This is a genomic window from Actinomadura darangshiensis (assembly GCF_004349235.1).
GTDB lineage: Bacteria > Actinomycetota > Actinomycetes > Streptosporangiales > Streptosporangiaceae > Spirillospora > Spirillospora darangshiensis.
In genome coordinates this window covers 1-24347 of record NZ_SMKY01000125.1, presented here as the reverse complement: position 1 = coordinate 24347, position 24347 = coordinate 1, and the positions used below count along the sequence as shown (strand labels likewise).

At 71.4% G+C, this 24347-nt stretch carries 27 protein-coding genes and 3 pseudogenes; 15 read left to right on the top strand and 15 right to left on the bottom strand.

Annotated features, from left to right (window positions below):
- The coding region (locus tag E1293_RS24995) for an oxygenase MpaB family protein (protein WP_243716503.1) at positions 1 to 894 on the top strand (894 nt) is incomplete at its 5' end.
- Between the two features lie 4 nt (positions 895 to 898).
- Here E1293_RS24995 and cqsA read toward each other — a convergent pair.
- The gene (gene cqsA / locus E1293_RS24990) at positions 899 to 2059 is read right to left on the bottom strand and encodes an alpha-hydroxyketone-type quorum-sensing autoinducer synthase (RefSeq protein ID WP_132199891.1); all 1161 of its coding nucleotides are present in this window, start codon (positions 2057 to 2059) and stop codon (positions 899 to 901) included.
- A 152-nt stretch (positions 2060 to 2211) separates the two neighbouring features.
- Here cqsA and E1293_RS24985 point away from each other — a divergent pair, with 152 nt between their 5' ends.
- Positions 2212 to 2805 (top strand): TIGR03086 family metal-binding protein, encoded by a 594-nt coding sequence (locus E1293_RS24985; protein ID WP_132199890.1) that lies wholly within the window; start codon positions 2212 to 2214, stop codon positions 2803 to 2805.
- A gap of 104 nt (positions 2806 to 2909) precedes the next feature.
- Entirely contained in the window at positions 2910 to 3962 is a 1053-nt protein-coding gene (locus tag E1293_RS24980) for a lysylphosphatidylglycerol synthase transmembrane domain-containing protein (RefSeq protein ID WP_132199889.1), read from the top strand.
- Positions 3963 to 3980: 18 nt separating this feature from the next.
- Here E1293_RS24980 and E1293_RS24975 read toward each other — a convergent pair whose 3' ends face one another.
- Together E1293_RS24975 and E1293_RS24970 are read right to left on the bottom strand one after the other, a co-directional pair.
- Entirely contained in the window at positions 3981 to 4790 is an 810-nt protein-coding gene (locus tag E1293_RS24975; protein WP_132199888.1) for an amidohydrolase family protein, read from the bottom strand.
- Between the two features lie 2 nt (positions 4791 to 4792).
- A complete protein-coding gene (locus tag E1293_RS24970) occupies positions 4793 to 5353 on the bottom strand; it encodes a TetR/AcrR family transcriptional regulator (protein ID WP_132199887.1) in 561 nt (186 codons plus the stop codon).
- A gap of 266 nt (positions 5354 to 5619) precedes the next feature.
- Between E1293_RS24970 and E1293_RS24965 the strand changes: the two genes are divergently transcribed.
- Positions 5620 to 6789, top strand: a complete 1170-nt coding sequence (locus E1293_RS24965; protein WP_132199886.1) for a Cmx/CmrA family chloramphenicol efflux MFS transporter — start codon at positions 5620 to 5622, stop codon at positions 6787 to 6789.
- Here E1293_RS24965 and E1293_RS24960 read toward each other — a convergent pair.
- The 3 genes from E1293_RS24960 to E1293_RS50265 form a co-directional block, all read right to left on the bottom strand.
- Positions 6735 to 7550 (bottom strand): SGNH/GDSL hydrolase family protein, encoded by an 816-nt coding sequence (locus E1293_RS24960; protein ID WP_132199885.1) that lies wholly within the window; start codon positions 7548 to 7550, stop codon positions 6735 to 6737. The two genes, E1293_RS24965 and E1293_RS24960, sit on opposite strands and share 55 nt — an antisense overlap.
- Before the next feature lie 463 nt (positions 7551 to 8013).
- Positions 8014 to 9621 (bottom strand): hypothetical protein, encoded by a 1608-nt coding sequence (locus E1293_RS47660; protein ID WP_165978384.1) that lies wholly within the window; start codon positions 9619 to 9621, stop codon positions 8014 to 8016.
- Positions 9622 to 9736: 115 nt separating this feature from the next.
- A complete protein-coding gene (locus tag E1293_RS50265) occupies positions 9737 to 9859 on the bottom strand; it encodes a hypothetical protein (RefSeq protein ID WP_279473275.1) in 123 nt (40 codons plus the stop codon).
- 359 nt (positions 9860 to 10218) lie between these two features.
- Between E1293_RS50265 and E1293_RS24950 the strand changes: the two genes are divergently transcribed.
- Positions 10219 to 11604 carry a hypothetical protein gene (locus tag E1293_RS24950; RefSeq protein ID WP_132199884.1) on the top strand — a complete coding sequence of 462 codons (1386 nt, stop codon included), beginning with the start codon at positions 10219 to 10221 and terminating at the stop codon, positions 11602 to 11604.
- Positions 11605 to 11660: 56 nt separating this feature from the next.
- A complete protein-coding gene (locus E1293_RS24945) occupies positions 11661 to 12206 on the top strand; it encodes a hypothetical protein (protein ID WP_132199883.1) in 546 nt (181 codons plus the stop codon).
- Between the two features lie 252 nt (positions 12207 to 12458).
- On the opposite strand, the gene E1293_RS24940 is transcribed toward E1293_RS24945, so the two are convergent.
- Positions 12459 to 12746, bottom strand: a complete 288-nt coding sequence (locus tag E1293_RS24940) for a PGPGW domain-containing protein (protein WP_132199882.1) — start codon at positions 12744 to 12746, stop codon at positions 12459 to 12461.
- A 151-nt stretch (positions 12747 to 12897) separates the two neighbouring features.
- Here E1293_RS24940 and E1293_RS24935 point away from each other — a divergent pair, with 151 nt between their 5' ends.
- The 4 genes from E1293_RS24935 (at position 12898) to E1293_RS24920 (ending at position 15498) form a co-directional block, all read left to right on the top strand.
- A complete protein-coding gene (locus E1293_RS24935; RefSeq protein WP_132199881.1) occupies positions 12898 to 13404 on the top strand; it encodes an NUDIX domain-containing protein in 507 nt (168 codons plus the stop codon).
- A 17-nt stretch (positions 13405 to 13421) separates the two neighbouring features.
- Positions 13422 to 13826, top strand: a complete 405-nt coding sequence (locus E1293_RS24930) for a PPOX class F420-dependent oxidoreductase (protein WP_132199880.1) — start codon at positions 13422 to 13424, stop codon at positions 13824 to 13826.
- Positions 13827 to 13884: 58 nt separating this feature from the next.
- Entirely contained in the window at positions 13885 to 14436 is a 552-nt protein-coding gene (locus tag E1293_RS24925) for a P-loop nucleotide/nucleoside kinase family protein (RefSeq protein ID WP_132199879.1), read from the top strand.
- 300 nt (positions 14437 to 14736) lie between these two features.
- Positions 14737 to 15498: a CAP domain-containing protein gene (locus E1293_RS24920; protein ID WP_132199878.1), complete on the top strand. Its 762-nt coding sequence runs from the start codon at positions 14737 to 14739 to the stop codon at positions 15496 to 15498.
- On the opposite strand, the gene E1293_RS24915 is transcribed toward E1293_RS24920, so the two are convergent.
- The gene (locus tag E1293_RS24915) at positions 15499 to 16893 is read right to left on the bottom strand and encodes a sigma-70 family RNA polymerase sigma factor (protein WP_207939075.1); all 1395 of its coding nucleotides are present in this window, start codon (positions 16891 to 16893) and stop codon (positions 15499 to 15501) included.
- Positions 16894 to 17039: 146 nt separating this feature from the next.
- Here E1293_RS24915 and E1293_RS24910 point away from each other — a divergent pair, with 146 nt between their 5' ends.
- Positions 17040 to 17537, top strand: a complete 498-nt coding sequence (locus E1293_RS24910; RefSeq protein WP_132199876.1) for an N-acetyltransferase — start codon at positions 17040 to 17042, stop codon at positions 17535 to 17537.
- 173 nt (positions 17538 to 17710) lie between these two features.
- On the opposite strand, the gene E1293_RS47655 is transcribed toward E1293_RS24910, so the two are convergent.
- From E1293_RS47655 to E1293_RS49580, 3 genes and pseudogenes are all read right to left on the bottom strand, one after another.
- On the bottom strand, positions 17711 to 17884 hold the full coding sequence (locus E1293_RS47655) for a hypothetical protein (protein ID WP_165978383.1): 174 nt from the start codon (positions 17882 to 17884) through the stop codon (positions 17711 to 17713).
- Complete coding sequence (locus E1293_RS49585) at positions 17826 to 18278, bottom strand: hypothetical protein (RefSeq protein ID WP_165978380.1); 453 nt, start codon at positions 18276 to 18278, stop codon at positions 17826 to 17828. Before E1293_RS49585 ends, E1293_RS47655 begins: the two co-directional genes overlap by 59 nt.
- Positions 18279 to 18426: 148 nt before the next feature.
- Positions 18427 to 18693 (bottom strand): annotated as a pseudogene (locus E1293_RS49580) (ATP-binding protein); the annotation flags it as partial.
- Positions 18694 to 19098: 405 nt separating this feature from the next.
- Between E1293_RS49580 and E1293_RS24900 the strand changes: the two are divergent.
- The gene (locus E1293_RS24900) at positions 19099 to 20040 is read left to right on the top strand and encodes a hypothetical protein (protein ID WP_132199875.1); all 942 of its coding nucleotides are present in this window, start codon (positions 19099 to 19101) and stop codon (positions 20038 to 20040) included.
- 65 nt (positions 20041 to 20105) lie between these two features.
- Here E1293_RS24900 and E1293_RS47645 read toward each other — a convergent pair whose 3' ends face one another.
- A complete protein-coding gene (locus E1293_RS47645; RefSeq protein ID WP_165978382.1) occupies positions 20106 to 20264 on the bottom strand; it encodes a hypothetical protein in 159 nt (52 codons plus the stop codon).
- Between E1293_RS47645 and E1293_RS47640 the strand changes: the two genes are divergently transcribed.
- Positions 20263 to 20439 (top strand): hypothetical protein, encoded by a 177-nt coding sequence (locus E1293_RS47640; RefSeq protein WP_165978381.1) that lies wholly within the window; start codon positions 20263 to 20265, stop codon positions 20437 to 20439. The two genes, E1293_RS47645 and E1293_RS47640, sit on opposite strands and share 2 nt — an antisense overlap.
- A gap of 30 nt (positions 20440 to 20469) precedes the next feature.
- Here the strand turns inward: E1293_RS47640 and E1293_RS50765 are convergent.
- Positions 20470 to 20826 (bottom strand): annotated as a pseudogene (locus E1293_RS50765) (AAA family ATPase); the annotation flags it as partial.
- 92 nt (positions 20827 to 20918) lie between these two features.
- Here E1293_RS50765 and E1293_RS24890 point away from each other — a divergent pair.
- Positions 20919 to 21929, top strand: coding sequence for an acyl-CoA desaturase (locus E1293_RS24890; protein WP_132199874.1), 1011 nt, complete (start codon positions 20919 to 20921; stop codon positions 21927 to 21929).
- A gap of 768 nt (positions 21930 to 22697) precedes the next feature.
- On the opposite strand, the gene E1293_RS24885 is transcribed toward E1293_RS24890, so the two are convergent.
- Positions 22698 to 22937, bottom strand: coding sequence for a hypothetical protein (locus E1293_RS24885; RefSeq protein WP_132199873.1), 240 nt, complete (start codon positions 22935 to 22937; stop codon positions 22698 to 22700).
- Positions 22922 to 23131 carry a hypothetical protein gene (locus E1293_RS24880; protein ID WP_132199872.1) on the bottom strand — a complete coding sequence of 70 codons (210 nt, stop codon included), beginning with the start codon at positions 23129 to 23131 and terminating at the stop codon, positions 22922 to 22924. The genes E1293_RS24885 and E1293_RS24880 overlap by 16 nt, the downstream gene beginning before the upstream one ends.
- Positions 23132 to 23610: 479 nt before the next feature.
- Here E1293_RS24880 and E1293_RS24875 point away from each other — a divergent pair.
- Positions 23611 to 24347, top strand: a pseudogene (locus tag E1293_RS24875) (hypothetical protein); the annotation flags it as partial.

Here is a 24347-nt window from a genome sequence, read left to right as displayed (position 1 = left end):
GTCGTTACCGCCGCGGCCCGCACGGCCCCGCGTACCGCCGCCCACGCGCCCCTCGTCCCCGGCACGCTCCTCTGGCGGCACGCCGCCGACCTGCGCTCCCTGCTCCCCGGCGCCGCCGCCGGACTGATGCAGCTCATGCACCCCGGCATCGGCGCCGGCGTCACCGAGCACTCGGCGTTCTTCGACGCGCCGTTCGACCGAATCCACCGGTCCGTCCCGCAGATCTGGGCGACGATCCTCGCCCCGGACGGCGTCACCCGCGCCCGCACCATCCGCGACCTGCACCGCGCCATCGGCGGCCGGGACGAGCACGCCCGCCGCTACCACGCCCTCGAACCCGAGACGTTCTGGTGGGCGCACGCCACCTTCACCTGGGAGATCTTCAAGGCCGCCGAGACCTTCCACCCCGGCACCCTCACCGCCGAGGACCACGAGCAGATGTACGCCGAGACCGTCACCTGGTACTCCCGCTACGGCGTCAGCATGCGTCCCGTCCCCGCCGACTACGCCGCCTTCCAGTCCAAGTTCTGGCACGTCTGCGCCAAGACCCTCGAACTCACCCCCGCCGCGGCCCGCGCCCTGGAGATCGCCAAGCACGGCTCCGAGACCATCACGATCCTGCCCGTCGGCGGCCCCCGCCTCGACCGCGCCGGACGCCTCGTCATCGAGCGGCCGCTGCGCCTGCTCGCCTTCGGCTGCTTGCCCCCGATCGTCCGGCAGCGGTTCGACATCCCCTGGTCACCGCTCGACCAGGCGCAGTTCGCCGCCCTCGCCCTGGCCAACCGGCAGGGGTACCGCATGATGCCCACCGGCATCAACCACTGGGCGCTGCGCAGCATGCTCCGCTACATAGGCGCCCAAACCCGCCGTAACCGCTACCAACCCGCAGCGTGAGGGCTCAACCTGTCGGGGTCGGAGTCGTCAGGCGGGGGTGCAGGGCTTCGCAGGCGGTCAGGATCCGGTGGACGTCGTCGTCGGTCAGGGCGGCGTGGGCGGACAGGCGCACCAGGGTGCGGCCCACCGAGGCCGTCGGGGGGAACAGGGCCGCGCTGAAGATGTCACGCTCCACCAGGGCGTCCCGCAGCAGGGTCGCGTCGGCCTCCGAGCCGGTCTCCAGGGCGATGACCTGCGTGCCGGACTCGACGAGCCGGTAGCCGAGACCCGTCAGGCCCTCGCGCAGGCGGGCGGTGACGGCGCGGAGGCGGTCGCGGCGCCAGTCCTCCTTGCGGACCACGCGCAGCGCCGCGGCGAGCCCCGCGACCTCGTGCGGCAGCAGCGTCGAGCTGAACACCGCCGGAAGGGCCGTGTGGACGAAGTAGTCGGTGAAGCCGGGACGGTCGCACGCGATCAGCCCCGCACGTCCGGGCACGGCCTTGGCCAGGCTCGCGGTGCGGAAGTCGACCCGGCCGGTGAGGCCCAGCGCGGCGACCAGGCCCTCGCCATGCACGCCGTGCGTGCCGAGGGAGTGCGACTCGTCCACCACGAGCATGCAGTCGTACTCCTCGGCGACCTCGACCAGGGCGGGCAGCGGGCAGACCGAGCCGTCGGTGCTGTAGACGGCGTCCACGGCGATCAGGCCGGAGCCGCCCACCTCGATCCTCCGCCGCAGGTGGCCGAGGTCGTTGTGGCGGAAGTAGGCCATCTCCGCGCCCGCCGCGCGGGCGCCTTCCCACAGCGACATGTGGGCGAGGACGTCCAGGTAGACGGGGACGTCCGGACCGGCCGCCACCTGCAGGAGGCCCGTGTTCGCGGCCCAGCCCGACGAGCACAGGACCCCGGCCGCCGCGCCCATGTGCCGCGCGAAGTCCTCGCCCAGCACGACCTGCGGGTGGTCGTCGGGGAGGCAGAGGCCGGCGGCCTGGGCGGCGCCGTCCGCCGCCCGCAGGCTGGCGATCATGGCCTCGGTGATCGCGGGATGCTCGGCGAGGCCGAGATAGTCGCTGCAGGTCAGCATGATCGCCCTGCCGCCGGGCGCCTTCGCCGGCGCGGGCCGCCGCCCGCCCCGGGTGCCCCGGAAGACCCTGATGCGTTCGCCCAGCCGCTGGTGAGCGCTGGTCATGGCCGTCACCTTCCCCCGTCAAACACCGGTCACACCCCGTAGCGGAACCTAATCGTAGTGTGAAAAGAATCTCGGGTGCGGATCAAAGCACGGGGCGCGGCCGAAATTTTCCTGGAGTGGAACGAATCATTCCGTTCTGATACTATGGAGCCATGAACGAGACCACTACCTCGGGCTGGACCGTCCTCGACACCGCCCACGCCGCGCTCCGCACCGTCGTCCGCGGCCTCTCCGACCAGGACCTCGCCCGGCCCACGCCGTGCTCGGAATGGAACGTCGCCCAGGTCGTCCAGCACGCCGCCGGCGACCAGCTCGCCTTCGCCTCCTCCATCACCGGCGAGCCCGGCCCCGGCTTCAACCCGTTCGAGCCGTCCGGCACGCTCGACGGCTCGCCGGCGGACCTCCTCGAACCGTGCCTCACCGCGTGCGCCGCGGCCTGGGCCACCGTCGACCGCGACGCCACCGAGGTCGCCGTCCCCGTCCCGCCCGGGTCCCTCAAGCCCGGGACCGGCGCGGGCGCCGCCGCACTGGACGCCGCCGTCCACGCCTGGGACATCGCCGTCGCCACCGCCAGACCCTCCCCGCTGGCTCCGGAACTTGCCGGGCCCCTGCTGGCGGTCGCCAGGCAGATCGTCGAGCCCCTGCGCCAGTACGGCGCCTACGCCGCCGCCCTCGGCCACACCGGTGACATCAGCGTCCACGCACTGCTGTGCTACCTCGGCCGCGACCCCGGCTGGACCGCCTGACCCGCCGGTGACCTGCGGACTCGGCAGCCACAGGTCACCCAACGTTCGCGTCGAAAGGGCCCCGCGGTCGCATACTCTTCAGTTGAGTAGCCCAACACTGAGGTGTGGAGACGATCGCCGCCCCCGCTGAAACAGCGGCGTCCGCCAAGCTCGCCGGCCATGGCGCGCACGCCCCGACGCTGCCCTTCGTCCAGCGGCCCCGCAGGGGCCGCGGAGCCCGCTGGCCGATCCTCGGAGTCCTGATCACCGCGCTCGTCGCGGCCGGGCTGGCCGCCTTCGGCCCGCTGCGGCCGGCCGCGGCGGCGATCGGCGACATGCGCTGGGCGCTCCTGCCGGTGCTGATCATGCTCTCGCTGCTGCACTACGTCTGCTCCGCCGTCGCGCTGCGCGGCGCGTCCGGCCGCCCGCTCCCCCTGGTGGCGACGACGATGGCGCAGTTCACCGCGTCCGCCGCCAACCGGGTCACGCCGGGCGGCCTCGGCGCGGTCGCCGTCAACACCCGCTACCTCGTCTGCCGCGGCGTGCCGCTCCCCCGCGCCGCCGTCGCCGTCGCCGTCCTCCAGGTCGCCGGCCTCCCCGCCGACCTCCTGCTGATGGGCGCCGTCCTCGGGCTCGGCACCGTCGCACCGCACGACGGGAACGACCGGATGCTGGACGCGCTCGGCCACCACGCCACCCAGGCCGCCGGCGTCGTCCCGCCCGTCCCGCTGCTCATCGCCGGCGGGGTGCTGCTGCCGGCGGCCGTGCTGTGGGGGCGCCGCGCGGTCCGCTCCGGCCCGGCCCGGCGCGCCGCCGCCGGGTTCGCCGACCTGTGCCGCCGCCCGCGCGACCTGGTGGTCACCCTCGCCGCGTCCGCCGGGACCACGTTCGCCATGGGCGTCGCGTTCGCGGTCAGCGCCGTCGCCATCCCGGGAACGGGCGTGGGCCCGACGGACGCGCTGGCCCTCATCGCCGCCTACCTGGTGGGCGCCGCGGCGGGCTCGGCCATCCCGACCCCGGGCGGCGTCGGCTCCACCGAGGCCGCCCTCGTCGCCGCGCTCGCCGCCCTCGGCATCGCCGCCGGACCGGCCCTGCACGCCGTCCTGCTGTTCCGGGCGGTCACGTTCTGGGCGCCGGTCCCGCTGGGCGTGCTCGCCTGCCGGACGCTCCGGCGTTGACCTTTACATTGTAGATCATTAAAGATCGAAGACCTTCTGGGCGTTGCCGGCGAGGAACGCGTCCTTCGCCGTTTCGCCGAGGCCCAGGTCGTCCAGCCCTTTCAGCGCCCGCTCGGCGGTCAGCATCGGATAGTTGGTGCCGAACATGACCTTGTGGTGCCTGTCCTGCGTCATGTACCGGACGAGCTCCGGCGGATACCTCCGCACCGTGTAGGCGGACGTGTCGATGTAGACGTTCGGGTGCTTGCGGCACACCGCGACCATCTCCTCCGTCCACGGGTAGCCGATGTGCCCGCCCACGATGACGAGGTCGGGGAAGTCGAGCGCCACCTGGTCGACGTACGGGATCGGCCGTCCCGTCTCGCTCGGACGAAGCGGGCCGGTGTGCCCGACCTGCGTGCAGAACGGGACGCCCAGCTCCACGCATTCGGCGAACAGCGGGTAGTAGCGCCGGTCTGTCGGCGGCAGCTCCCACAGCCACGGCACCACGCGCAGGCCCTTGAACCCGAGATCGCGGACGCACCGCCGCAGCTCCCGCACGGCCTCCACCGGCTTGCGCAGATCCACCGACGCGATGCCCGCCAGCCGGTCCGGCGCCTGCCGGACGAACGACGCGACCTCGTCATTGCTCACCAGGTCGCCCTCCGGCCCGTACCAGGCACTGATCAGGCCGACGTCCACTCCCCCGGCGTCCATCGCGGCGACCGTGGACGCGACCGGTATCTCCTCGGACGGGGGCTTCTGCCCGATCCACCTCCACAGCGAGTCCAGCATTTCGTGCTGCAGGAACCGCACGGTCCCGTGCTGCATCCACGCGTCGATCACCATCGTCACCCTCCCACCGACCGCCATGCGGCCTCGCTGAGCAGATCGACCTGCCCGTCATCGGGCTCCGGACCCTGGCCGTTCAGCCAGAGCCGGCACAGCTCCTGCGCGGGCCCGAGCCAGAGGACGAACGCGGTCACCGCGTCCACATCGGCCAGGGCCCGGTGCCGTGCCTGCACGCGCCACCAGCTGCGGACCTCCCGGAAGAACGCCTGGTTGCGCGCGGCCAGCGCTGCACTGCCGGAAGGACGCTCCGTGAACATGAACCGGGCATGCGCGGGGTGCTCCCTGCACCACCGCACATGGAGCGCCACGACCGCGGACACGGCCTCGCGGGCGCCGGCATGCGCCTTGAGCTCGGCGAGGAAGGCGTCGTGGTACATCGCGAGGCTCTCGACGAACAGCGCCTCCGCCACCTCCTCCTTGCCCGCGAAATGGTGGTAGAAGCTCCCGACGCTCACCCCGCTCGCCGCCCTAAGCGCGCTCAGGGTCGTCCCGGCGACCCCGTCCCGTCCGAACAGCTCCAGCGCCGCCCGCAGGATCCGCTCCCGTCCCGCCTCGCTCATAGAACATTATTCTGGCGCCATAGAACATTGTTCTGTCAAGGGCCCGCGCGGAGCTGCTAGCCTCGTGATCGTGTCCAGCCCCGAGTCCGACAGACGCTGACTCCCGGGCGGCTCCCTTTCCTGCGGGCCGCCTGAGGCGGGCTGCCTTCGCCCTCTGATCAGAGGGATCTCTCTTCGCCATCGCCGTCCGTGACGACGCCGGACGGCCATCCCGGCACAGCCCCCCACGCGATCAGCCGACCGTTCGCCGTCTCGGGAGTCTCCCCTTGCCGTTCGCCGTCTACGTCCTCGGGCTCGCCGTGTTCGCCCAGGGCACCTCCGAATTCATGCTGTCCGGCCTCGTCCCGGGCATCGCCGCCGACCTCGGCGTGTCCATCCCCGCCGCCGGGCTGCTCACCTCGGCCTTCGCCATCGGCATGGTGATCGGCGCGCCGTCGATGACGCTGCTCGCCCGCCGCTGGCCGCGCCGCCGGGCGCTGATGACGTTCCTGTGCGTCTTCATCGCCGTCCACGTCATCGGCGCCCTCACCACCAGCTACGCGCTGCTGCTCATCACCCGCGTGGCGGCCGCCCTCGCGAACGCCGGGTTCTGGGCCGTCGCGCTCGCCGCCGCCACCGCGCTCGTCTCCCCCGCCGCCCGCGCCCGCGCCACGTCCGTCGTGGTCGGCGGCGTCACCGTCGCCTGCGTCGCCGGGGTCCCCGCGGGCGCGATGCTCGGCGGGGCATGGGGCTGGCGGACGGCGTTCTGGGCGGTCGCGCTCGTCTCGGTCCCCGCCGTGATCGCGATCGCCAAGGCGATTCCGGAGGAGCGCCCGTCCGTCGGAGGCGCGCGCAGCGAACTGCGCGCGCTGGCCGGCGGCCGCCTCCTCACCACCCTCGCGGTCAACGCGCTCTTCCAGGGGGCGACGTTCTGCACCTTCACCTACCTCGCGCCCCTCGCCACGAACGTCACGGGCTTCGGGTCGTCCTGGGTCCCGGCGCTGCTCGCGCTGTTCGGCCTCGGGTCCTTCGCGGGCGTCACCGCCGGCGGGCGGATCGCCGACGCGCACCCGGCCGCGCTCATCGCGGCCGGCATGACGTCCCTGACGCTCGGGTGGGCCGTCCTCGCGCTGACGGCCGGGGACCCGGCGGCGACGATCGCGCTGGTGTTCGTCCAGGGGATGCTGGCGTTCGGGACGGGGCCCGCGCTGATCTCACGCGTCCTCGACCAGGGCTCCGCGGCACCGACCCTGGCGGGCGGGTTCGCCACCGCCGCGTTCAACGTGGGCGGCACGATCGGCCCGTGGCTCGGCGGCATCGCGATCGGCGCCGGCCTCGGCTACCGCTCGCCCGTCTGGGTGAGCGCGCTGCTGATGGCCGGCGCGATCGCGGTGCTAGCCGCTCAGGCCTGCTTCTTCAGGGCCAGGCGGGCGGAGCCGGTCAGCGCGGGCAGGTAGCCGGAGCGGTGGCCGAGGGCGGTCGGGTGGTAGGACGAGCCGATCGGGATCGTCACCGCGTTGAGCCAGTCGTCGCCCGAGCACAGCTCGTGCCCGGAGAACTCGTCGCGGACGTCCGACCAGGTGAAGCCAGCGCGGCCCGCCGCCTTGGAGACGACGCCGTCGAGGGTGTCGGCGGCGCCGTTGAGGGCGGTGCGCTTGGTGTTGCTCAGCCCCACGCACACGCTGACGATCTTGTAGAGGCGGGGGTAGCCGAGCACGACCACGCGGGCCGACGGGGCCTTCGCGCCGATCTTGGAGTACAGCGAGTCGAGCCGGCCGGGCAGCGTGTTCGTCATGACCGACTCGGCCTCGGCCACCTTGCTCTTGCACGCCGAGTCCGAGCTGAGCACGCACGTCTGCATGACGTCGGCGAACCCGGCGTCGTTGCCGCCGACCGAGATGCTGACGAGCGTGGTGGACGAGCTGAGCGCGCCGAGCTGGCCGCTGGTGACGGTCGACGTCGTCGCGCCGGAGCAGGCGACGAACTTGTAGGACTGCGTGGAATGCGCCGCCGCCCACAGGTTCGGGTAGGCGTTGGCGCTGCGGTTGCACGACCCGCTGGCCGGGTCGTAGTCGCCGGCCCCCGTGCCGGACGAGTAGGAGTCGCCCATGGCGACGTAGTTGGTACCGGCCGCCGAAGCGGACCCGGACCACAGCAGGGAAGCGGCGGCGAAGCCGACCGCACCGAAAGCGAACAGACAGGGGCGGCGTGAACGCATCTGCACTCCGGAGCGACGTATCCAATTGAGACGCTCGACTTATACCCGGCCTGCCATTCGCCCAAGCCATGAACTGATCAACATCGTTTGTCACTGTTCGCCATTGCAATCCGGAATTTCCGACAATCTCGGACTGTCAAGGTGCAAGAGATACCAACATCTCCGGATTGCTCCCAATGGTCTCACCGATCACAGAAGACCCGTTTCGCTTCACCTGCCGCACCCCACCTGCCATGCACCGATGGGGGCCGTCAGATGACCACGGACCTGGAGCGTCCGGGCGAACGTGCGCTGCCACCGCACGATTCCGTGCACCAGCATGACGGGCGGAAAGGCGCATCATGCTGGTGCGGACCGGGACGGCGATCTCCCGGCCCTCATCGGGAATCGTGAAACTCCGCCGGTGCCACCGCGCGCAGCATCGTTCCGAGCGCCTCGTCCGTGACGGCGGGCTCGGCGGCGGTCATCCACCCACCGCCCGCCGCGCGGCGTCGGCCAGCACGGGCTCGCAGCCGAGCATGCCGTCCGCGGTCTCCAGCGCGCCGAGCGCGACCAGCGCCTCCACCAGGTCCCGCGTTCCGTCGTAGCCGTGTTCGCGCAGGTCGGCAGCGGCGAAGCCCGGCGTCCCGTCCTCGCCGTAGAGGGTGAGGAGGGCGGTGAGGTCCTCGGCGGTCCCGCGGTCGTCCTCTTGGACGAGCACGCCCCACGCGGCGGCGAGGCACGGGTCGGCGCGGACGCCGGTGTCGTCCAGGAAGGCGACCAGCCTGCCGCGCACCTGCCGCAGCACGTCGACCAGCGCCTGGTCGCGGTCGCGTGCGGCGAGGCCGGTGACGACCCGCCCGACCAGCGTCGGCCAGCCGCCGGTGCGGCAGAGCAGTTCGCGCTGCCCGGCGTCGTCGGGGAAGCCGAGCGAGTCCTCCAGCATCCACTGCCTGATCGCGGGGACCGCGCCCGCGAGGAAGGCGTCGAGAGCGTCCAGCTCGTCTTCATCTGCGGCCGGGCTCGGCTCCGCGTCATCGGCGGCCTCCCGGGGAGCGGGTATCTCGACGGACGGTTCCGCCGGTTCAGGGCGGTGCCAGCACTCCGGCAACTCCGCGCGGGCCCGTTCCACCAGGGCGAGGGCGCGCAGCCGGTCCTGCGCGCGCAGCTGGATGAGCTCAGCGAGCACCGCCAGGACGTCCCCGTCGTCGGCGGCCTGCCGGACTTCCGCCAACAACCCGGCCTCGGACTCCGGCCCTTCGATCCTCCGCAACGAGCGCACCCGGTCGTCTTTGCGTCCGGCCTCGACCGCGGCCCTGAGAGCGGTCGCCAGGGCGTCCAGCCCGACAGGCTGCTCCCCAGGCAAGACGGTCCCGATCCGCATGCGGAGCCCGTCGAAGTCGGCGGCGGCACACTGGACGAGCACCAAGTCGCCTTCCTCCGGCCGATGCCCGTCCCGCAGGTGCCCGGCGATGCGCTCCGCCGCGTCCGCCGCAGGCACGAGCCGTCCGCGCAGCTCGTCCAGCTCCGCGGCGAGCTGCTCCAGGTCGGGCGGGCCCTCCCCCGCCTCCCCGGCGGCGATCCGCCGCAGCACCAGCAACCCGACAGGCAGTGCGGGCAGCGCGGGGTGCTCTTCCCTGAGCGCCTCCCACATCGTCCGCGCCCCGGGCATCCGCTCCACTGGTTCCGCCGCCAGCAGGCCGAGCGCCACCACCGCGAGCGGACGGTCGTCCAGGACGACCCGCACCAGCCCCCAGCGCGCCAGCGCCACGGGAACGTCCCACCCCAGCAGGGACCGCAGCCCGGGCGCCCGCTCCAGGACCTCCTCGGCCGTGTTCTTCCCAAGCAACTTCACGCAGTCGTCCACACCGAGCTCGTCGGCATTGCCGAAGCCGTGCACGAAGACACCACCGAGGAGCATCCGCAGCCTGCCCCTGCGCCGCTGCTCGCCGTGGCGCATGGTGCGCACCACCTGCTCGGCCGCCCCGGCGGGCATCTTCCGTGCCCCACCGAGACGCACGACGTCGAGCACCGCGCGCTGCAACTCGGGCGGCCCGAGCCGCAGCATCTCCCGCACATCCTCGGCCGACACCGCGGCCATGCTCGGCGGCGTGTGAACGTGCGCATGGCGCAGGGATCCGGCACCTGCCGCCCTCGCGGCACACCGGAAAGGGCGACCCGCGCGTGCAGCCGCTCTCGGCGCACCGTCACGGCGGCCGGGCATGACCGCCCGCAAGCCGCTGACCGCGCGCGACCCCGAGCGACTCGGCGACCACCGGCTGGTCGAACGGCTCGGCGAGGGCCCTCGCCGCGATCCACCAGGCAGGCATCGTCCACCGCGCCTACCGGCAGGCCCTCATTACGGCGTCTCCCACACTCCTCGCCGGTGACCTCGTCCCCCCGGACGGACTGCGCTGGACAGGTGCGATGAGGCCGATCTGACGCAGAAATGAAGCTCTGGGCGTCTTCAATGGCGGCAAGCAGGTCGGAGAGACCGACCAATGCCCAGGCCCCGCATTGTTTTCCCGCCGAGGAGGGAGACATGAAAGTACACAGTTCAGGACTGGTGAGGCTCGCGCTGGTCGCCGGTGCCACCTTGGCGTTATTCGTTTTAGGCCTGTCCAGTACTGCGGATGCCTCGTTCGCTCCTGCCCCGTCCGTTCGGGCAGGTGACATTTTCGGATCGGACGTGGCCGCGGGGAAGGCCGAACCGCCGCCGCCGGTCAAGCTGAGCGGCGCCAAGAAGGACTCGCGGGCGGCCGACTCGTGCGAACCCCAGGCGCTGCGTGCCGCCGCGACCAAGGCCGAACCACTCACCGCCGAAGTCGCCGAAAAGATCGGCGACAGCGAACTCGCGGGCGGGCGGGGCGTCTCCTGCGTCAAGCCCGTCCTCGCCGGAGCCACGGGACGCAGCGAACGCGACGCCATGCTGGCCGCCCAGAAGCGCAAGGCGCCGGGAACGGTCGAGGCGTCCCGTCGCGCAGCCACCGGCCTGAAGGACCCATCGACCACGGAGGTCGTCGATATCCCCGAATGGTGCCTTGAGCACGCCGACGGTCAGTGGCGGGGCTACCGCACCGAGCAATGCAGGATCGGGGATGTCCTGGTCGTGTACTACGTCTACCACAACGGGGTCTGGCAGCAGGTCGGCACCGCTCTGGCGCTGGAGTACAGCTTCGCCTACACCAGCGACCTCATCGACCGGTACGCCTTTCAGTTGACGGTCCGCAAGTACTGGGGCCGGGGGGCAGGCAATTTCGAAGGCTGGTTCAGCGTCGTGGCCGGCGCCTATTGCACCAATGACTGCAAGGAAAGCAACGGGGGGACCGGGCTGCGGCCCGGGAGGTTCGACCGGGGTGTCGTCAACGACGCCGAGTCGTACTGGGAGTCGACGCGCAGCAGCGAGCCGGGCGACATCGGCTACAGCTACCCATCCTGGGAGTGGCACGTGGACGGACTGGGCTTCGTGCCCACGCAGGCCCGCACGACGACGACGCCGCTGATCCGGTGCGACAACGCCTTCTCCACCGACGGCAACGAGTCGGGCGACCCGGAGACCTTCGCCGCGCGGCAGCCCACGGTGGGCGCCGGATGTGTCTTCCCCCGGGCCACACCGGTGATGACCTACTCCAAGACCGGGTCCTACCCGACGCTGGCCGCGCACATCGAGGCCGCGCAGAACTCGGGGCTCCCCGGCAAGTACCCGGACGGGCCCACGCTCACCCGCCTGCAGGATCCGGTGAAGAAGCGCGCGAACGGCAGAACGGCGTGCCCGCCGTCCTGGGTTCGGCCGACGGGCAAGTCGTGCGACGAGTACCCCTTCCGGTCCACCAAGCAGGGCGCCTCGACGCAAGAGCCGCAGGGCACCGCGCGGACGTTCGCGCCGCCCGACCTTGCCTGGTGCGAGATGGACTCGGCCTGGGGCGTCCCGACCGGGGTGACCGGCCCGACCGGGTGGTCGTCGTGCATGATCCCCAAAGATGACAACAGCCAGGGCGGCGCCCAGCTCAGCCCGTTCTACCACGGCAACCGGATCCTGGACGGCGATCCGTTCCTCGTCCGGATCACATCGTAAGGAGGCATGGCCGCGGGCCCAGGGAACTCCCTGGGCCTGCGGCGAGCACGCAACCGATGGCCACAGCACTGATCTGGGTGGAGTACAACCGGTTCACCATCGGAGGACCGGACACCCTCCCGGGCACAACGGAACTGCCGTACGCCAACGGCCTCGTCGCCCCGACCACCGATCCCGTCGCGGGCGCGGTCATCGTCACCGGCGTGCAGGACGACCAGGTGCACGTGGACGCCAGAGCGCTTCCGGCACGACCATCGATCAACGCCGATGTCTGGCAGGACGTCGCGGAGGTCGGCATTTCATGGCCGGGCGGTCCCATGCGCGTGATCGGCGCGGACGTCATACCGCCATCCGCCTTGACCTTCACACCGCACCAGCCACCGGGCCCCTACAGGCTGCTGGTCTGCGGACGCGAGCGCGACGCCGGCGAAACCCGCGCTCCAGCCGACCCGATCGAGCAGTACCTCGTCAGAGTGTGGCCCGGCCGGGCACCTGACCGCCTCATCAAGACCACCAGCCGAACAAGCACATACTGGCAACTTGCCACCCCACGCCAGGGCGAGACGTTCACCGAGGCCGCCACGGGTTTCAGGTGTCGGTGACCACTGCTTGGCGCTGTGTCGAGGAGATCGTCGCGCTTCTGTCGGCGCGTTCCCAACTTGAGGCCGTGCCGACACGGCGGTGGCGCCGTTCTGCTGGACGGTACCCAGCACCGAGATCATCCGCGGTCGGCTGTTGCTGCTCGCCGGCCGCAATGGTGTGGGCGTGCGAGCGGCACGTTCGGGATGGGCGGCGGCGTCGGCTCACACGAGTCCTAGATCCTTTGCATCCCTGAACTCGGCTCGACGTGCGGGTCAGGTGGTCGTGCCCCTTCTTGTTCCGAAGCGGTTTCGGAGGGCGTGCCAGGCGGTCTTGGCGTAAGTGTTCAGGCGGGTGCTGAGACGGCGGGCCGTGGGGAACTCGGTGCCGAGGAGGCCCAGGCCGGCGAGGATCGCGACGATGCCGGGGCCCGGGAGGACCAGCATGGCGATACCCGCGATGATCAGGGCGCTGCCGGCGATCGCGACCCCGATCTTGCGGAGGAGGCGGACGTGCACGCGGCCGCGGGTTTCCGGGGCCGTCTTCGTCTCGGAATGGTCCATCGCGGTTGTGGTCACTTCGTCCCCCAGACGTCTTTCTTTTGGGACGAACCGGAGCCGTGCCGGGGATCCCGATCTCGGACGGTGTGGCCAGGGTCACAAGTCGGACGGCTCAAGCAAGGGATGCGGGGCCGCTGCGGCTAGCATCTCGATCATGAAGATCCCGGTGGGCGTGCCGCGCCGCGCGCGGGGGCGCTACGGGGCGCTGGCGGCGCTGGTCTGGCGGCGGCTGGGCGGGCGCGCGCAGTGGCGGCTCGCACGGTTCCGGCACCAGACGTTCCTGGTCTATGCGGGCGGGGTCGTCCGGGACGAGCAGGGGCGGATTCTGCTGCTGCGGCACCGGCTGTGGCCCGCATACCGCGCGTGGGGACTGCCCGGCGGGTACGTCAATGCAGGTGAGCGGCTTGCGGACGGCGTCGCCCGCGAGGTGCGGGAGGAGACGGCGCTGGAAGTGGCGGTCGCCGCGCGCCCGCTGCAGGTCGCCAGCGGGTTCCGCCAGCGGATCGAGGCCTTCTACGAGGCCCGGGTCGTCGGCGGCCGGCTCGAACTCGACGCGGCGGAGATCCTGGAGGCGCGCTGGTTCTCCCTGGACGAACTGCCGGACGAGATGTCCCCGCGTCTCCGGACGTTCATCGCCGAGCTTGACCTCAATGTGGGTTGAGGTTACAGGCTGGCACCATGAGCCTCACAGATCTCGAACGCGAGTACCTTTCCACCCAGCGCCTCGGCCGGCTGGCGACCGTCGGCCCCATGGGCGACCCGCAGAACAATCCGGTCGGGTTCAGCTACAACGCCGAGACCGGCACCATCGACATCCGCGGATGGAATCTCGCCAAGTCCCGCAAGTACCGCAACCTGCGCGACAACGACCAGGTGGCGTTCGTCGTGGACGACATCGTTTCGTTCGAGTCCTGGCAGGTGCGCGGCATCGAGATTCGCGGACGCGCTGAGACCGCGGTCGCCAAGCCGGCGCAGCAGGACGCCCATTTCACCGACGACGTGATCCGCGTCCACCCCAGGACCGTCTTCAGCTGGGGTATCGACTCCGACGTCGAGGGAATGTCCAAGCGCACGATTCCCTGACTCGCGTCCGCTCGCGGGAGGCGCGGCAGGCCGTCGGCGTGAAGTGTCACAATGCGTTGTGACCAAGCCGACCTTGATCGTCGTCAGCGGCCCGCCCGGATCGGGCAAGACCACGCTCGCCCACCGGCTCGCGCAGGGGCTCGGCTGCCCGGCGATCGTCCGGGACGAGGTCAAGCAAGGCATGGTGCTGGCCGCTGGTTCCGACCCGGCCGGGAACGACCGGCTCAACCTGCCGACGCTGTCCGCCTTCTTCGAGGCGCTGGCCGTCCTGGCGAAGGCCCAGGTGACCGTGGTCGCCGAGGCCGCCTTCCAAGACCGGGTCTGGCGTCCGAACCTGGAACCGCTCACCGGCATCGCCGACATCCGCGTCATCCGGTGCACCGCCCCGGCGGCCATCGCACACCAACGGATCGCCGAGCGCATCGCCGGCAACGCGCACCGCGCCGCCCATGGCGATCGCGCCCTGCTGGACGCGATCGCCGGCGGCCGGCATTCCAACGACTCCTTCGTCTGGATCTCGTTGGACGTCCCGACCATGAGCGTGGACACCAGCGACGGCTACAGCCCCGGGCTGCCTGAGATCATCGCCTTCAGCGGCGGTGAGCGGTAAGAGCCCGAGCAAAAGGCCCATCAGCATTGCGCGAGCCGGTGAGGCCCGGTTCCGGTCTCGAAGATGTCGCCGTCCTGCTCCATGACCCCACGGCGCCGCGCGAGGCAGGGGACGAGCCGCCCCCTCCGCAGTGGTCGTCCGAAGCGTCGCGACCAGCGGTGATCACGCCGCGTTCCCGCCCTGCGCGCTGTCGCGACGCCCAGGGCCGAGCCCGAACTTTCTGAAATTTCGGTTATCGCCCGTCCCGCCAGGGGTCTGCACCGTATCTACAGGCACCCGACGAGAGGACGTGGCCCCGCCATGAGCAACCCCATTCCCCCCACCGGCGGAGGGCCCGGCCGCCCGAGGCGACGGCAGCGGACGGTGTCCGGGCGCGCGGCGGCGTGGACGGCCGCAGGCGCGGCAGGGCTGCTGGTGGTCGGCGGGATCGCCGGGACGGCGAGCGGCGCGTTCGACGGCGACTCCGGCGCCGCCCCGGCCGCGAGCGGCTCCTCGGCGTCCCCTGGCGCTTCCCCGCTCGGCCTGCCCGACGCGGCGGCGCCCTCGCCCAGTGCGACTCCGACCGCCGAGCCGACCCGCAAGAAGCCCCGGAAGACGACGAAGCCGGGCACGCCGACTCCCCGCAAGAGCCAAAGCCGTCCGACCAAAGCGGCGCCCGGCCGACCTGCGGCGGCACCCGCTGGAGGCGTCGCCGCGCAGGTCATCGCGCTCGTGAACAAGGAGCGCGCCAAGCAGGGATGCCGCGCCGTCACGTCCGACGGGCGGCTGACGAAGGCGGCGCAGGCCCACTCGTCCGACATGGCCCGGCGGGGCTTCTTCGAGCACACCAACCCCGACGGAAAGGACCCCGGCGACCGAATCACCGCCGCCGGGTTCCGCTGGTCCACCTACGGGGAGAACATCGCCAAGGGGCAGCCGACGCCGTCCGCCGTGATGAAGGCCTGGATGAACAGCCCCGGTCACCGCGCCAACATCCTGAACTGCGGCTTCGCCGAGATCGGCGTCGGAGTGGTCAAGTCGGGCGGCCCGTACTGGACGCAGGACTTCGGCACCGCCCGCTGATCACCGGGGCGCCGCGAACACCTGCGTCCACCACGGCCCACCGGCGCCGCGGACGACGGCGACCCCGACCATCGTGACCCGGCAGTTCAGGATGTTCGCACGGTGCCCCGCGCTGTCCATCCAACTGCCCACCACGGCGGACGGGGTCGCCTGGCCCCGCGCGATGTTCTCCGCCCACACGCTCCAGCGGAACCCGGCGGCGGTGATCCGGTCCCCCGGGTCGTCGCCGCCGGCGCCGCGATGGTCGAGGGCGCGGCGGGCCGCCATGTCCGCGGAGTGCCGCTGGGCGGCCGTGTGCAGGGCGGACGAGACGCGAAGCGGACGGCATCCGGCCTTGGACCGCTCGGTGTTCACCAGCCGGACGACCTGCTGCTCGGTGCTGGGTGCGGCGGGGCGCGCGGCCTCGTCCTTGCTCGAAGCCCGCTCGGGCCGGGACGGGACGGGCGACGGCGTCCGCTGAACGGACACCACGGGGTCGCGGACGGGAGGCGCCGCGTCCGGCGGCGGCGAATCGCGCAAACCCCAGAACACCACCGCGGCCGCGACGACACCGACCGCCGCCGCGGCCCAGGCGCCCGGCAGTCCCCTCCCCGCTCCCGCGGCGGCGGCCTTGGCGCCGGTCAGCGCGAGATGCGGCGCATGCTCGGCGGGGAACGGCACCAGGACCAGCCCGGCCAGCAGCGCCTCCGGCGGCGCCAGATCCCGCTGCCGGTCGGTGCAGGTGCGGCAGCCGCGCAGATGCTTGGCGATCCGCTTGCGCCACAGCGGGGACGGCCGCCCGTCCCAGTCGTCGAGGACGGTCCCGAGCGCGTCACACCGCCGTCCCGCCGCCACCCGGGCCACGGCGCGGCACGTCGCCAGCTGCTTCTTCATTCGCTGCACCCGCACCGCCGCATGCGGCCCGGACAGCCCGAGACCGTCCGCCAGTTCCTTCCGGGTGAGATGCCCCGATGCCTCCAGCCACCACAGCGCGAGCAGCTCACGCTCGCCCGGGTCGAGCCACCGCGTGGCCTCGGCGATCTCCCGGCGCTGATCCGAGAGGTCCAGCCGCAGGACGGCCAGCTCGGCGAAATCGTCCTCCGCCCCCGCGACGTCGGCCATGGCCTGCGGATCCATGGGCGTCCGGCCGCGCTGCGACGACCAGCGGCGGCGCACCTGATTCATGGCGATGGAGATCAGCCAGGACCGGAACCGCGCCGGCTCCCGCAGCCCGTCCAGCCCGCGGAGTGCGCGCAGGACCGAGTCCTGGACGACGTCGTCCACGTCGGCGTGCCCGCCCAGCGCCCAGCCGACCACGTTGTACAGCAGCGGCAGGTGCTCGGCGACCAGCCGCTCCCGGGCCTCGGCGTCCCCGTCCTGCGCCGCCCGGACCAGCAGGTCCACGTCCGTGCCCACACGCATCCTCGCCCTCCAGAGAGTCCGCTCCCTCCGGAGACCTCCCAGACCACCGCGAATAACAACAAGCCCGCCGATTCTCCACCTTGGCGAGCCACCGGGGCGTCGTTCGGCCGGAAGTCACCTGTCGGCTAACGTGGGACGCCATGGCCTGGCTCCCTGACGACTTCGTCCACCCCGTACACGTCCCGCTGCCCGGGGGTGCCCATCATCTGCGGCCGATCCGGGAAGCCGACACTCCGCTCGACTACCCGGCCGTGATGGGCTCCCGGGAACGGCTGTGGAGCATCTTCGGACCGGCCTGGGGTTGGCCCGTGGCCACCATGACCTATGAGGAGGACCGGGTCGATCTGCTGCGCCACGAGAAGGAGATAGCCGCACACCAGTCCTTCAACTACGCGCTGCTGGACGCGGGCGAGACGGCGCTTCTCGGCTGCGTCTACATCGACCCGCCCGAAAAGGCCGGCGCCGACGGCGAGATCGCCTGGTGGGTGGTGGACGACCTGGTCGGCGGCGAGGTAGAGCGGGCTCTGGACGAACTGGTGCCGCAATGGATCGCCGCCGCCTGGCCGTTCAAGAACCCCCGCTTCCTCGGCCACGACATCACGTGGGAAGACTGGCTGGCCCTGGCCGACCATTCCTGACCTGTAAGGCCCGAATGGCCTTGGTGTCTTCGCCAGACGGCCGACAGAAGACAACCAGAGGGTCGAGCGTGGATTCCCCAACCTCCGCGCCACCTCGGACGGTCAATGGCCTGCGCGATAGCAGGCGTATTTGCGGGTGAGTACATCGCAGGGCACGGCTGGCCGACGGGCGTTCAAGGGCGTTCGCGGAACCTGCCGTATTCGCGGATGAGGACGTCCAGGGGCATGGACGGCCAGCGGCTCAGGGCGCCGGTGTGGCGGTCGACGACCAGCAGCGGGGCGGGATCGTCACCGGGACCGGTGGCGGCGCGGGCGACGAAGCCGTCCGGGAAGTCCTCGACGATCATCGGTACGGGGCCGGCCGCCGCGGGTGAAGTGGGCGTCGGCCCGGCGCCATGCCTCGGCCCTGTCGACGCCGCCCGGCTGGACGGTGTAGGCGGCGAGGACGTCTGCCACGCCGCGTAGCCCGCGGCAGTCGCGCGTCCCGCAGCCCCGGCAGATCTCCCGGCCGTGCCGGTCGTCGCCGGGCCGGTGCGCGGAGAGCACGCAGATGAGCGCAGCCGTGCAAGCGAGGACGAGGCGGCGCGACTCGCGGACGAATTCGCGGCTGAAAGGGTCCAGGATCGCGTTCTGGACGAGCGCCGCGTCGATGGCGCGGACGTCGGCGCGCATCGCGGCGGTCATCGCGGCGTGGACGCGGAGGTGGACCTGGCTGTGCGTCCACGAGGCGGGTTCGGTCACGCGGCCCACTCCCCCGCGAACACGGCGGTGACCGTGCGGCCCTCGCCGTTGCCGTGCCAGCCCCAGCTCGCGGCGTGAGGGAGACCGTGCGCAGGCCGCGCCCGGACTCGGCGAGGTCGTCCGCGTCGGTGGCGGCAGGCTCACCCGGCCCGCCCTGGTCGGCGACGGAGACCGCCACCAGAGCGCCGTCCCTGGCGATCTCGACAGTGAAGAATCCGCCGTCCTGCCCGGACTTGGTGTGCCGCAACGCGTTGACGACGAGTTCGTCGGCGGCGAGCAGGACGTCGTCGAGGAAGGGGCAGCCGGCCAGCAGGCAGCCGACGAACCGGCGGACGTCGCGGGCCTGCTCGGGCCCGCCCGGGAAGGAGCGCCGCCACCGCAGCGGCGGCACGGACGGGAGCAGCGTCGGGGACATCGGGCACCTCGGAATCATGTCGGACGGTTCGTGTTGCGGATCATTCGGGTCTCGCCTGGCCCGCGAGCCAATCGTCACACCTGGTCGCCATCCGAACACGAAGAATCAGGTCCCCGGTCCCTCGCACAGGTCGATTGGCGCAGTCGGATGTCGCGATCGCAATCTCCGGACGTTCGAAATTCACACCCGCGCCGACCGCACACACTACTCGCGCACACGGCGAAAATAAACGCTCGAATTAGGCGCCCACAACATTCCACAAGATCCATTCAAGGATTTTTCGACACCATTGGCAAGACAGACCGAAAGCGTGCTAAACAATGGCGTGCGGCCGCTTTCCCAGCGGCCCGGAGCGCATCATCCATTCCGTGCAGCGGGTCCATGCCAACGATCGCCAGGAGTGCAATGAACGACGAGCCCGAGCAGCAGCCGCCGTGGGTGCCCGAGGTGCGCACCGACTGCCCGGTCGAGGTGCCGCAACAGGCGTGGATCGAGGCATCGATGGCGTGGTTCGCCCGCGAGTTCGGCCGGGAGCCGGTGATGCGCGCCACCGTCGTACCGAGCAGCGAGCTGCGGTCCACCGCGGTCACCCCGACGCCGCGGCAGATCGAGGGCCTCGTCTCCGGCCTGTGCGAGCTGATGGAGGTCGACCGTGCGGAGCTCACCCTCGAACTCTTCGACCGTGCCGGCGAGGACCCCGCGGCGGCGCGCAAGGAGAGGCGCACGGTCGGGCACTACTACGTCGAGAACGGCCGGCCGGTCATCGGACTGGACGTGACGGAGGCGTCCGACGTCTGCTACCTGACCGCCGTGATCGCGCACGAACTGTGCCACGTCCGGCTCCTCGGCGAGGAACGGATCACCGCCGACCGCAAGGACCACGAACGGCTCACCGATCTCCTCACGGTCTATTTCGGACTCGGTGTCTTCACCGCGAACGCCGCGCTGCGGTTCGGCGAGACGAAACGCGGCTTCTCCGTCCAGCCCCTCGGCTATCTGGACGAGCGGACCCTCAACGCCACCCGCAATGACGGCTATTCACGGCTCGGTTATCTCACCGAGCGCGAGTTCGGCTATGCGATGGCCTGCTACGCGTGGCTGCGCCGCGATACCGAGCCGGACTGGGCGCGCAGCCTGGACCCGGGCCTGCGTGTCCTTCTGCGGCAGGGCCTCGCCTACCTGTCCCGCAATGCCGCGCCGGGCGAGTTCCCGACCCCCAGGTCCGGGAGCGTCCGGCTATCGGTCCGCGTGGTGCCGAAGGCTGACCCCGTGTGGCTCGGCGGCCTGTGCTTGATGTTCACCGGAACCGAATGGCCTCCGAACGCCCCGAAACACCGCCCGCGCTGACGCACCGCCGCTGCGCGCCCGGCCACCCGCCGCACGGTGGGTGGCCGGGTCCGCGCACGTGTGGATCACAGGTAGAGGCCGACGTCCTTGCTGGACGGTCTCTCGGGGGTGAAAGGGCGCAGGTCGGCGGCTCGCAGAGTGGTGACCTCGGCGTCCTCGGGTCGCTCGCCGGCGGTGATGCGCTGCGCCTGGGAGGCGATGGCGGCGTCGAGGAGGTTGCGCATGAGCCGTCCGTTGCCGAAGGACGGCCCCCCGGGGAATGGTCCGGAGCAGGGCGCGCAGCCGGCCGGTCACGTCCGGGGCGAGCGTGAACCCTTCGGCCGGGGCGAGGTGCTGGAATATCTCGATGAGTTCGGCGTCGGTGTAGTCGGGAAAGGCGATGCGTTTCGGGAACCGTGATTCCAGGCCCGAATTGGCGGCGAGGAAGCGACGCATTTCGCGTTCGTATCCGGCGGCGATGACGACGAGGTCTCCGCGGTATTCCTCCATGAGCTGGATGAGGGTAGCGATCGCCTCTTGGCCGTATGCGTCGGAGGCCAGCGCGTAGGCCTCGTCCACGAAGAGGACGCCGCCCAGCGCGCGTTCCACAACTACGCGGACGCGGTGCGCGGTCTTCCCGAGACGTCCATCGCACAACCCCAGGCACCGCAGCAGAGGACAACTACGAGGGCGGACCCCACAGGACGAGGTGACCCGGCCGTCATCCACCCGAAAACGCGTGGCCTGGAGGCCGGCCGTACCGCCCACCTGCGGGTGCCCTGGCCCTACGGCTTCGGTGTGCGGCATTGGGGTGAGGTGTAGGCGTGGGTGGTCGGGTACCAGTTCACTCAGACCGCGGACAGCCGCGGATCTACGGAATGTGAGGAGGTGAGGGTGGCATGACGGCGACGAGGGCACAGAGCCCGAGCGCGGTGGTGGACCGGCCGAGAGCACGGGGGAGACCGGGTCCGGAGTTGACCGAGGGACACAAGTCGATGCCGGCCGTGCTGGTGATGTGGGCGCTGGTGGTGGTGCCGTTCGCCGCGTTGGCCGCGGCCGTCCCGGTGGCGTGGGGATGGGGCCTGAGCTGGGCCGACGTCGCCATCGCGGTGACCGGGTATGTGATCACCGGGTTCGGCGTCACCGTCGGGTTCCACCGCTACCTCACCCACGGGTCGTTCAAGGCCGGGCGGCCGCTGCGGACGGCGCTGGCGGTGGCCGGGAGCCTGTCGATAGAAGGGCCGGTCATCCAGTGGGTGGCCGATCACCGCCGGCATCACGCCTTCGCCGACCGCGAGGGTGACCCGCACTCGCCGTGGCGGTTCGGGGAAAGTGTCCGCGGGTTGGCCAAGGGCATGGTGTTCGCGCACGTCGGCTGGATGTTCAACCGCGACTTCACCAACCGGGAACGGTTCGCCAAGGACCTGCTCTCCGACCCCGCGATTCGCCGCGTGGACCGGCTGTTCCCCGTTCTGGCGGGCGTGTCGCTGCTGGCGCCGCCGGTGGCCGGGCTGGCGATCACCGGGACCTGGACGGGCGCGGCGACCGCGTTCTTCTGGGGCAGCCTGGTCAGGCTCGCCCTGCTGCACCACGTGACCTGGTCGATCAACTCGGTCTGCCACGTAGTCGGCAACCGGCCGCTGACCACCCGGGACCGGGCCAGTAACTTCTGGCCGCTGGCGATCCTGTCGTTCGGCGAGAGCTGGCACAACGGCCACCACGCCGACCCCACCTGCGCCCGCCACGGCATGTTGCCCCGTCAGATCGACCCCTCGGCCCGCCTCATCCGCCTGCTGGAGGCGCTCGGCTGGGCCCGCGACGTACGCTGGCCCACCCAGGCCCGCATCGCCGCACGACTCCGCGAACCCGCCCGCGAACCCCGCCGCAGCGCCTCACCCGTACAGCGCTGACCGGGGACGGCGACCGAGGGGGCACACCCACCGGCCGCCCACCAAGTCGTTCACCAGGCGGGCCTGGACCGGCCGGCGATCGCCGCGGTGCTGGACCTGCCCGACGCCGCCGCGGCCCAGCACCGCCACCACGCGTGGACACGGTCCTGAACCGCAGCTCCAGCGCCGGGTTGATCTCGCGGATCGCCTCGTCGCCGCCCGGTTCACACAATGCGACGACGTGCAGGTCATCGCGGGCGTCGATCGCCCGGTGCAGTTCCTCCAGGACGGCCGCGCCGCCGGCGCCGTTGCGCGCCACGTCGTCCAGCCCGTCGATGATCATGACGCGCTTGCCCACGCAGTCGCGGATCCCGTCCAGCATCTTGGTGGAGGCGGCGGAGGCGTCCTTGCCGGAGTAGTGGACGCCGGCCTGCCAGAGCGGGTCGCCGGTGATGGACCGCTCGGCGAGCAGCCGTCCGACCTCCGCGGCGGCGTCCCGCTTGCCGGTGCCGTCCGGGCCGACCAGCAGGAGCCGGACGGCCCGGCCGCCCTTGGGGATCTCCGCCAGCGCCGCGACGACGTAGGGCTGCCCGACGAGCCCCGTGTCGGTCTTCTTCTCCGGGTTCTCCGCTTCGCCTGGCCCACCGGAGGATGTGGCGGACGTGAGCGAGGACATCAGCGGATTGACCATGCGGCGCCGCGGAACATGCAGCCGCCTTATCTGCTGTATGAAACCCCTGACCGGGAGTGTGCAGTCGGTTGGGAAATCGGCGTTGCCCGGGAGGCCGTTCACCGCGCCGGCGAACCGTGCCGCCAAGTCCAGCCAGCGGCGGCGAGTCCCGGCGGCGGATCGTCGTAGAGGCGGATCAGCGCCTGCCGCCGCGGTTCCAGCGGCTCGGAGTTCAGCGGGTCGCGCGACTTCTTGTAGTAGGGGCCGAAGCACCACCGCTGCAGATTCGAGTGCGATCCGGTGTAGACGGCCGACGCTCCGAACAGGAACTCGATCGTGACGATCAGTTCGGCCACCACGAGGGGGCGGGAGCCTTGAGGAGGGTGCTCTTGTCGGTGGTCCAGTCCGCATAGCGGGGGTCGGACACCAGTTTCTCGACGCGCGCGCTGATCTCCTCGCACAGGCCGTCGGGCACCCGCCAGGGGCCGACCGACCACAGATCCAGAAGCGGCTCGTCGTTGACGACTAACTCCAGATGTTCCGGAAGGGGCACCGTACCCACCTTCCAGTCGCGCCGTTTCGGCAGTGACGGCCGCCCGCTCTACACCGCAACGGCGGCAGGCCGGCCGCTGGGCCATGGCAGGACGCGCTTCCCGGCCTTGGGCCGAGTCAGGGCAGATGGTTGCCAAGCGGTGCATTATCGCCACCTGAGCAGCTGACCACACCTCGGAATCGGACAAACAGGACGAGTTCAAATCTCTTGATGTAGACCTATTCTCGCTGTCCATACTCCAGCAGCCGGCGATTGAGCGAATGAGATCACTGTCTGTAGACCCTGATATCGAGCAAGATGCAAGCAGTCCGTCCGGAAGTCAGTGCGCGCACGTGCAAAGTTCGCACGTGCGCGATTTCATAGGGGCTCGGTGTGGTCAGGACGTCAGCCCCGCACGTCAAGGGACACGCCTCGCGAGCCGTCGGATCGACGCCCTGGTGGCGGCCTGCGTCCCCCCATGAAAGGACTGCGGCGTGGGCATGGAACACGGGGACGGCCCCGGGAAAGGCCCCGAAACCGGCGACAAGCCCACCACGCAGGGCGGCAGCGGCGAGGCACCGGCCGACAACCCTGGCTCCCCCGGGCAGCCCTCCCGCATCGAGAGCCTCCGCCAAGCGGGCTGGGAGCTGAAGGGCCACCAGGTCCCTGGTACCGACCAGGGCAAGGATCGCGAACAGCAGGACGACGCGTCCTCCACCGACCCGGCCGACGACAAGCAGCGCACCTCCGCAGACACCGAGGCCGAGAAGGAAAGCGACGACGAGAACGAGTCCGGCTCCGACACCGGCGACGGCGGGACCGAACGTCCCAAGCCGGAGGCCGGCCAATCGCCACCGCCGGAGCACAGCGGTCAGGAGCCCCCGACGGCCGAAACCGGCCGGCCGCCGCAGGACCGGGCGCGGCCCGGCACCGGCGGTACCACCACGTCTGGTGAGACCGGGAACGGTTCCGATGAGCGCGGCTCCGACGATCCGGTATCACCGTCCGGCAGTACAGAGCCGGTGGCCGACGCGGGCGACCCCCGGTCTGACGGCAACGACAAGGTCGAGACCAGCGACGTCCGCGGGCCCGGTGCGGGCTCTAACGGTCGGCCGCCGGACAACCCCGGCGAGGAAGGCAGCCCCTCCCGCATCGAAAGCCTGCGCCGGGCGGGCTGGACCTTCGAGGGCATGCCCCCCAACGGCTCACCCCCGGCTGAAACCACCGACACCGGCAG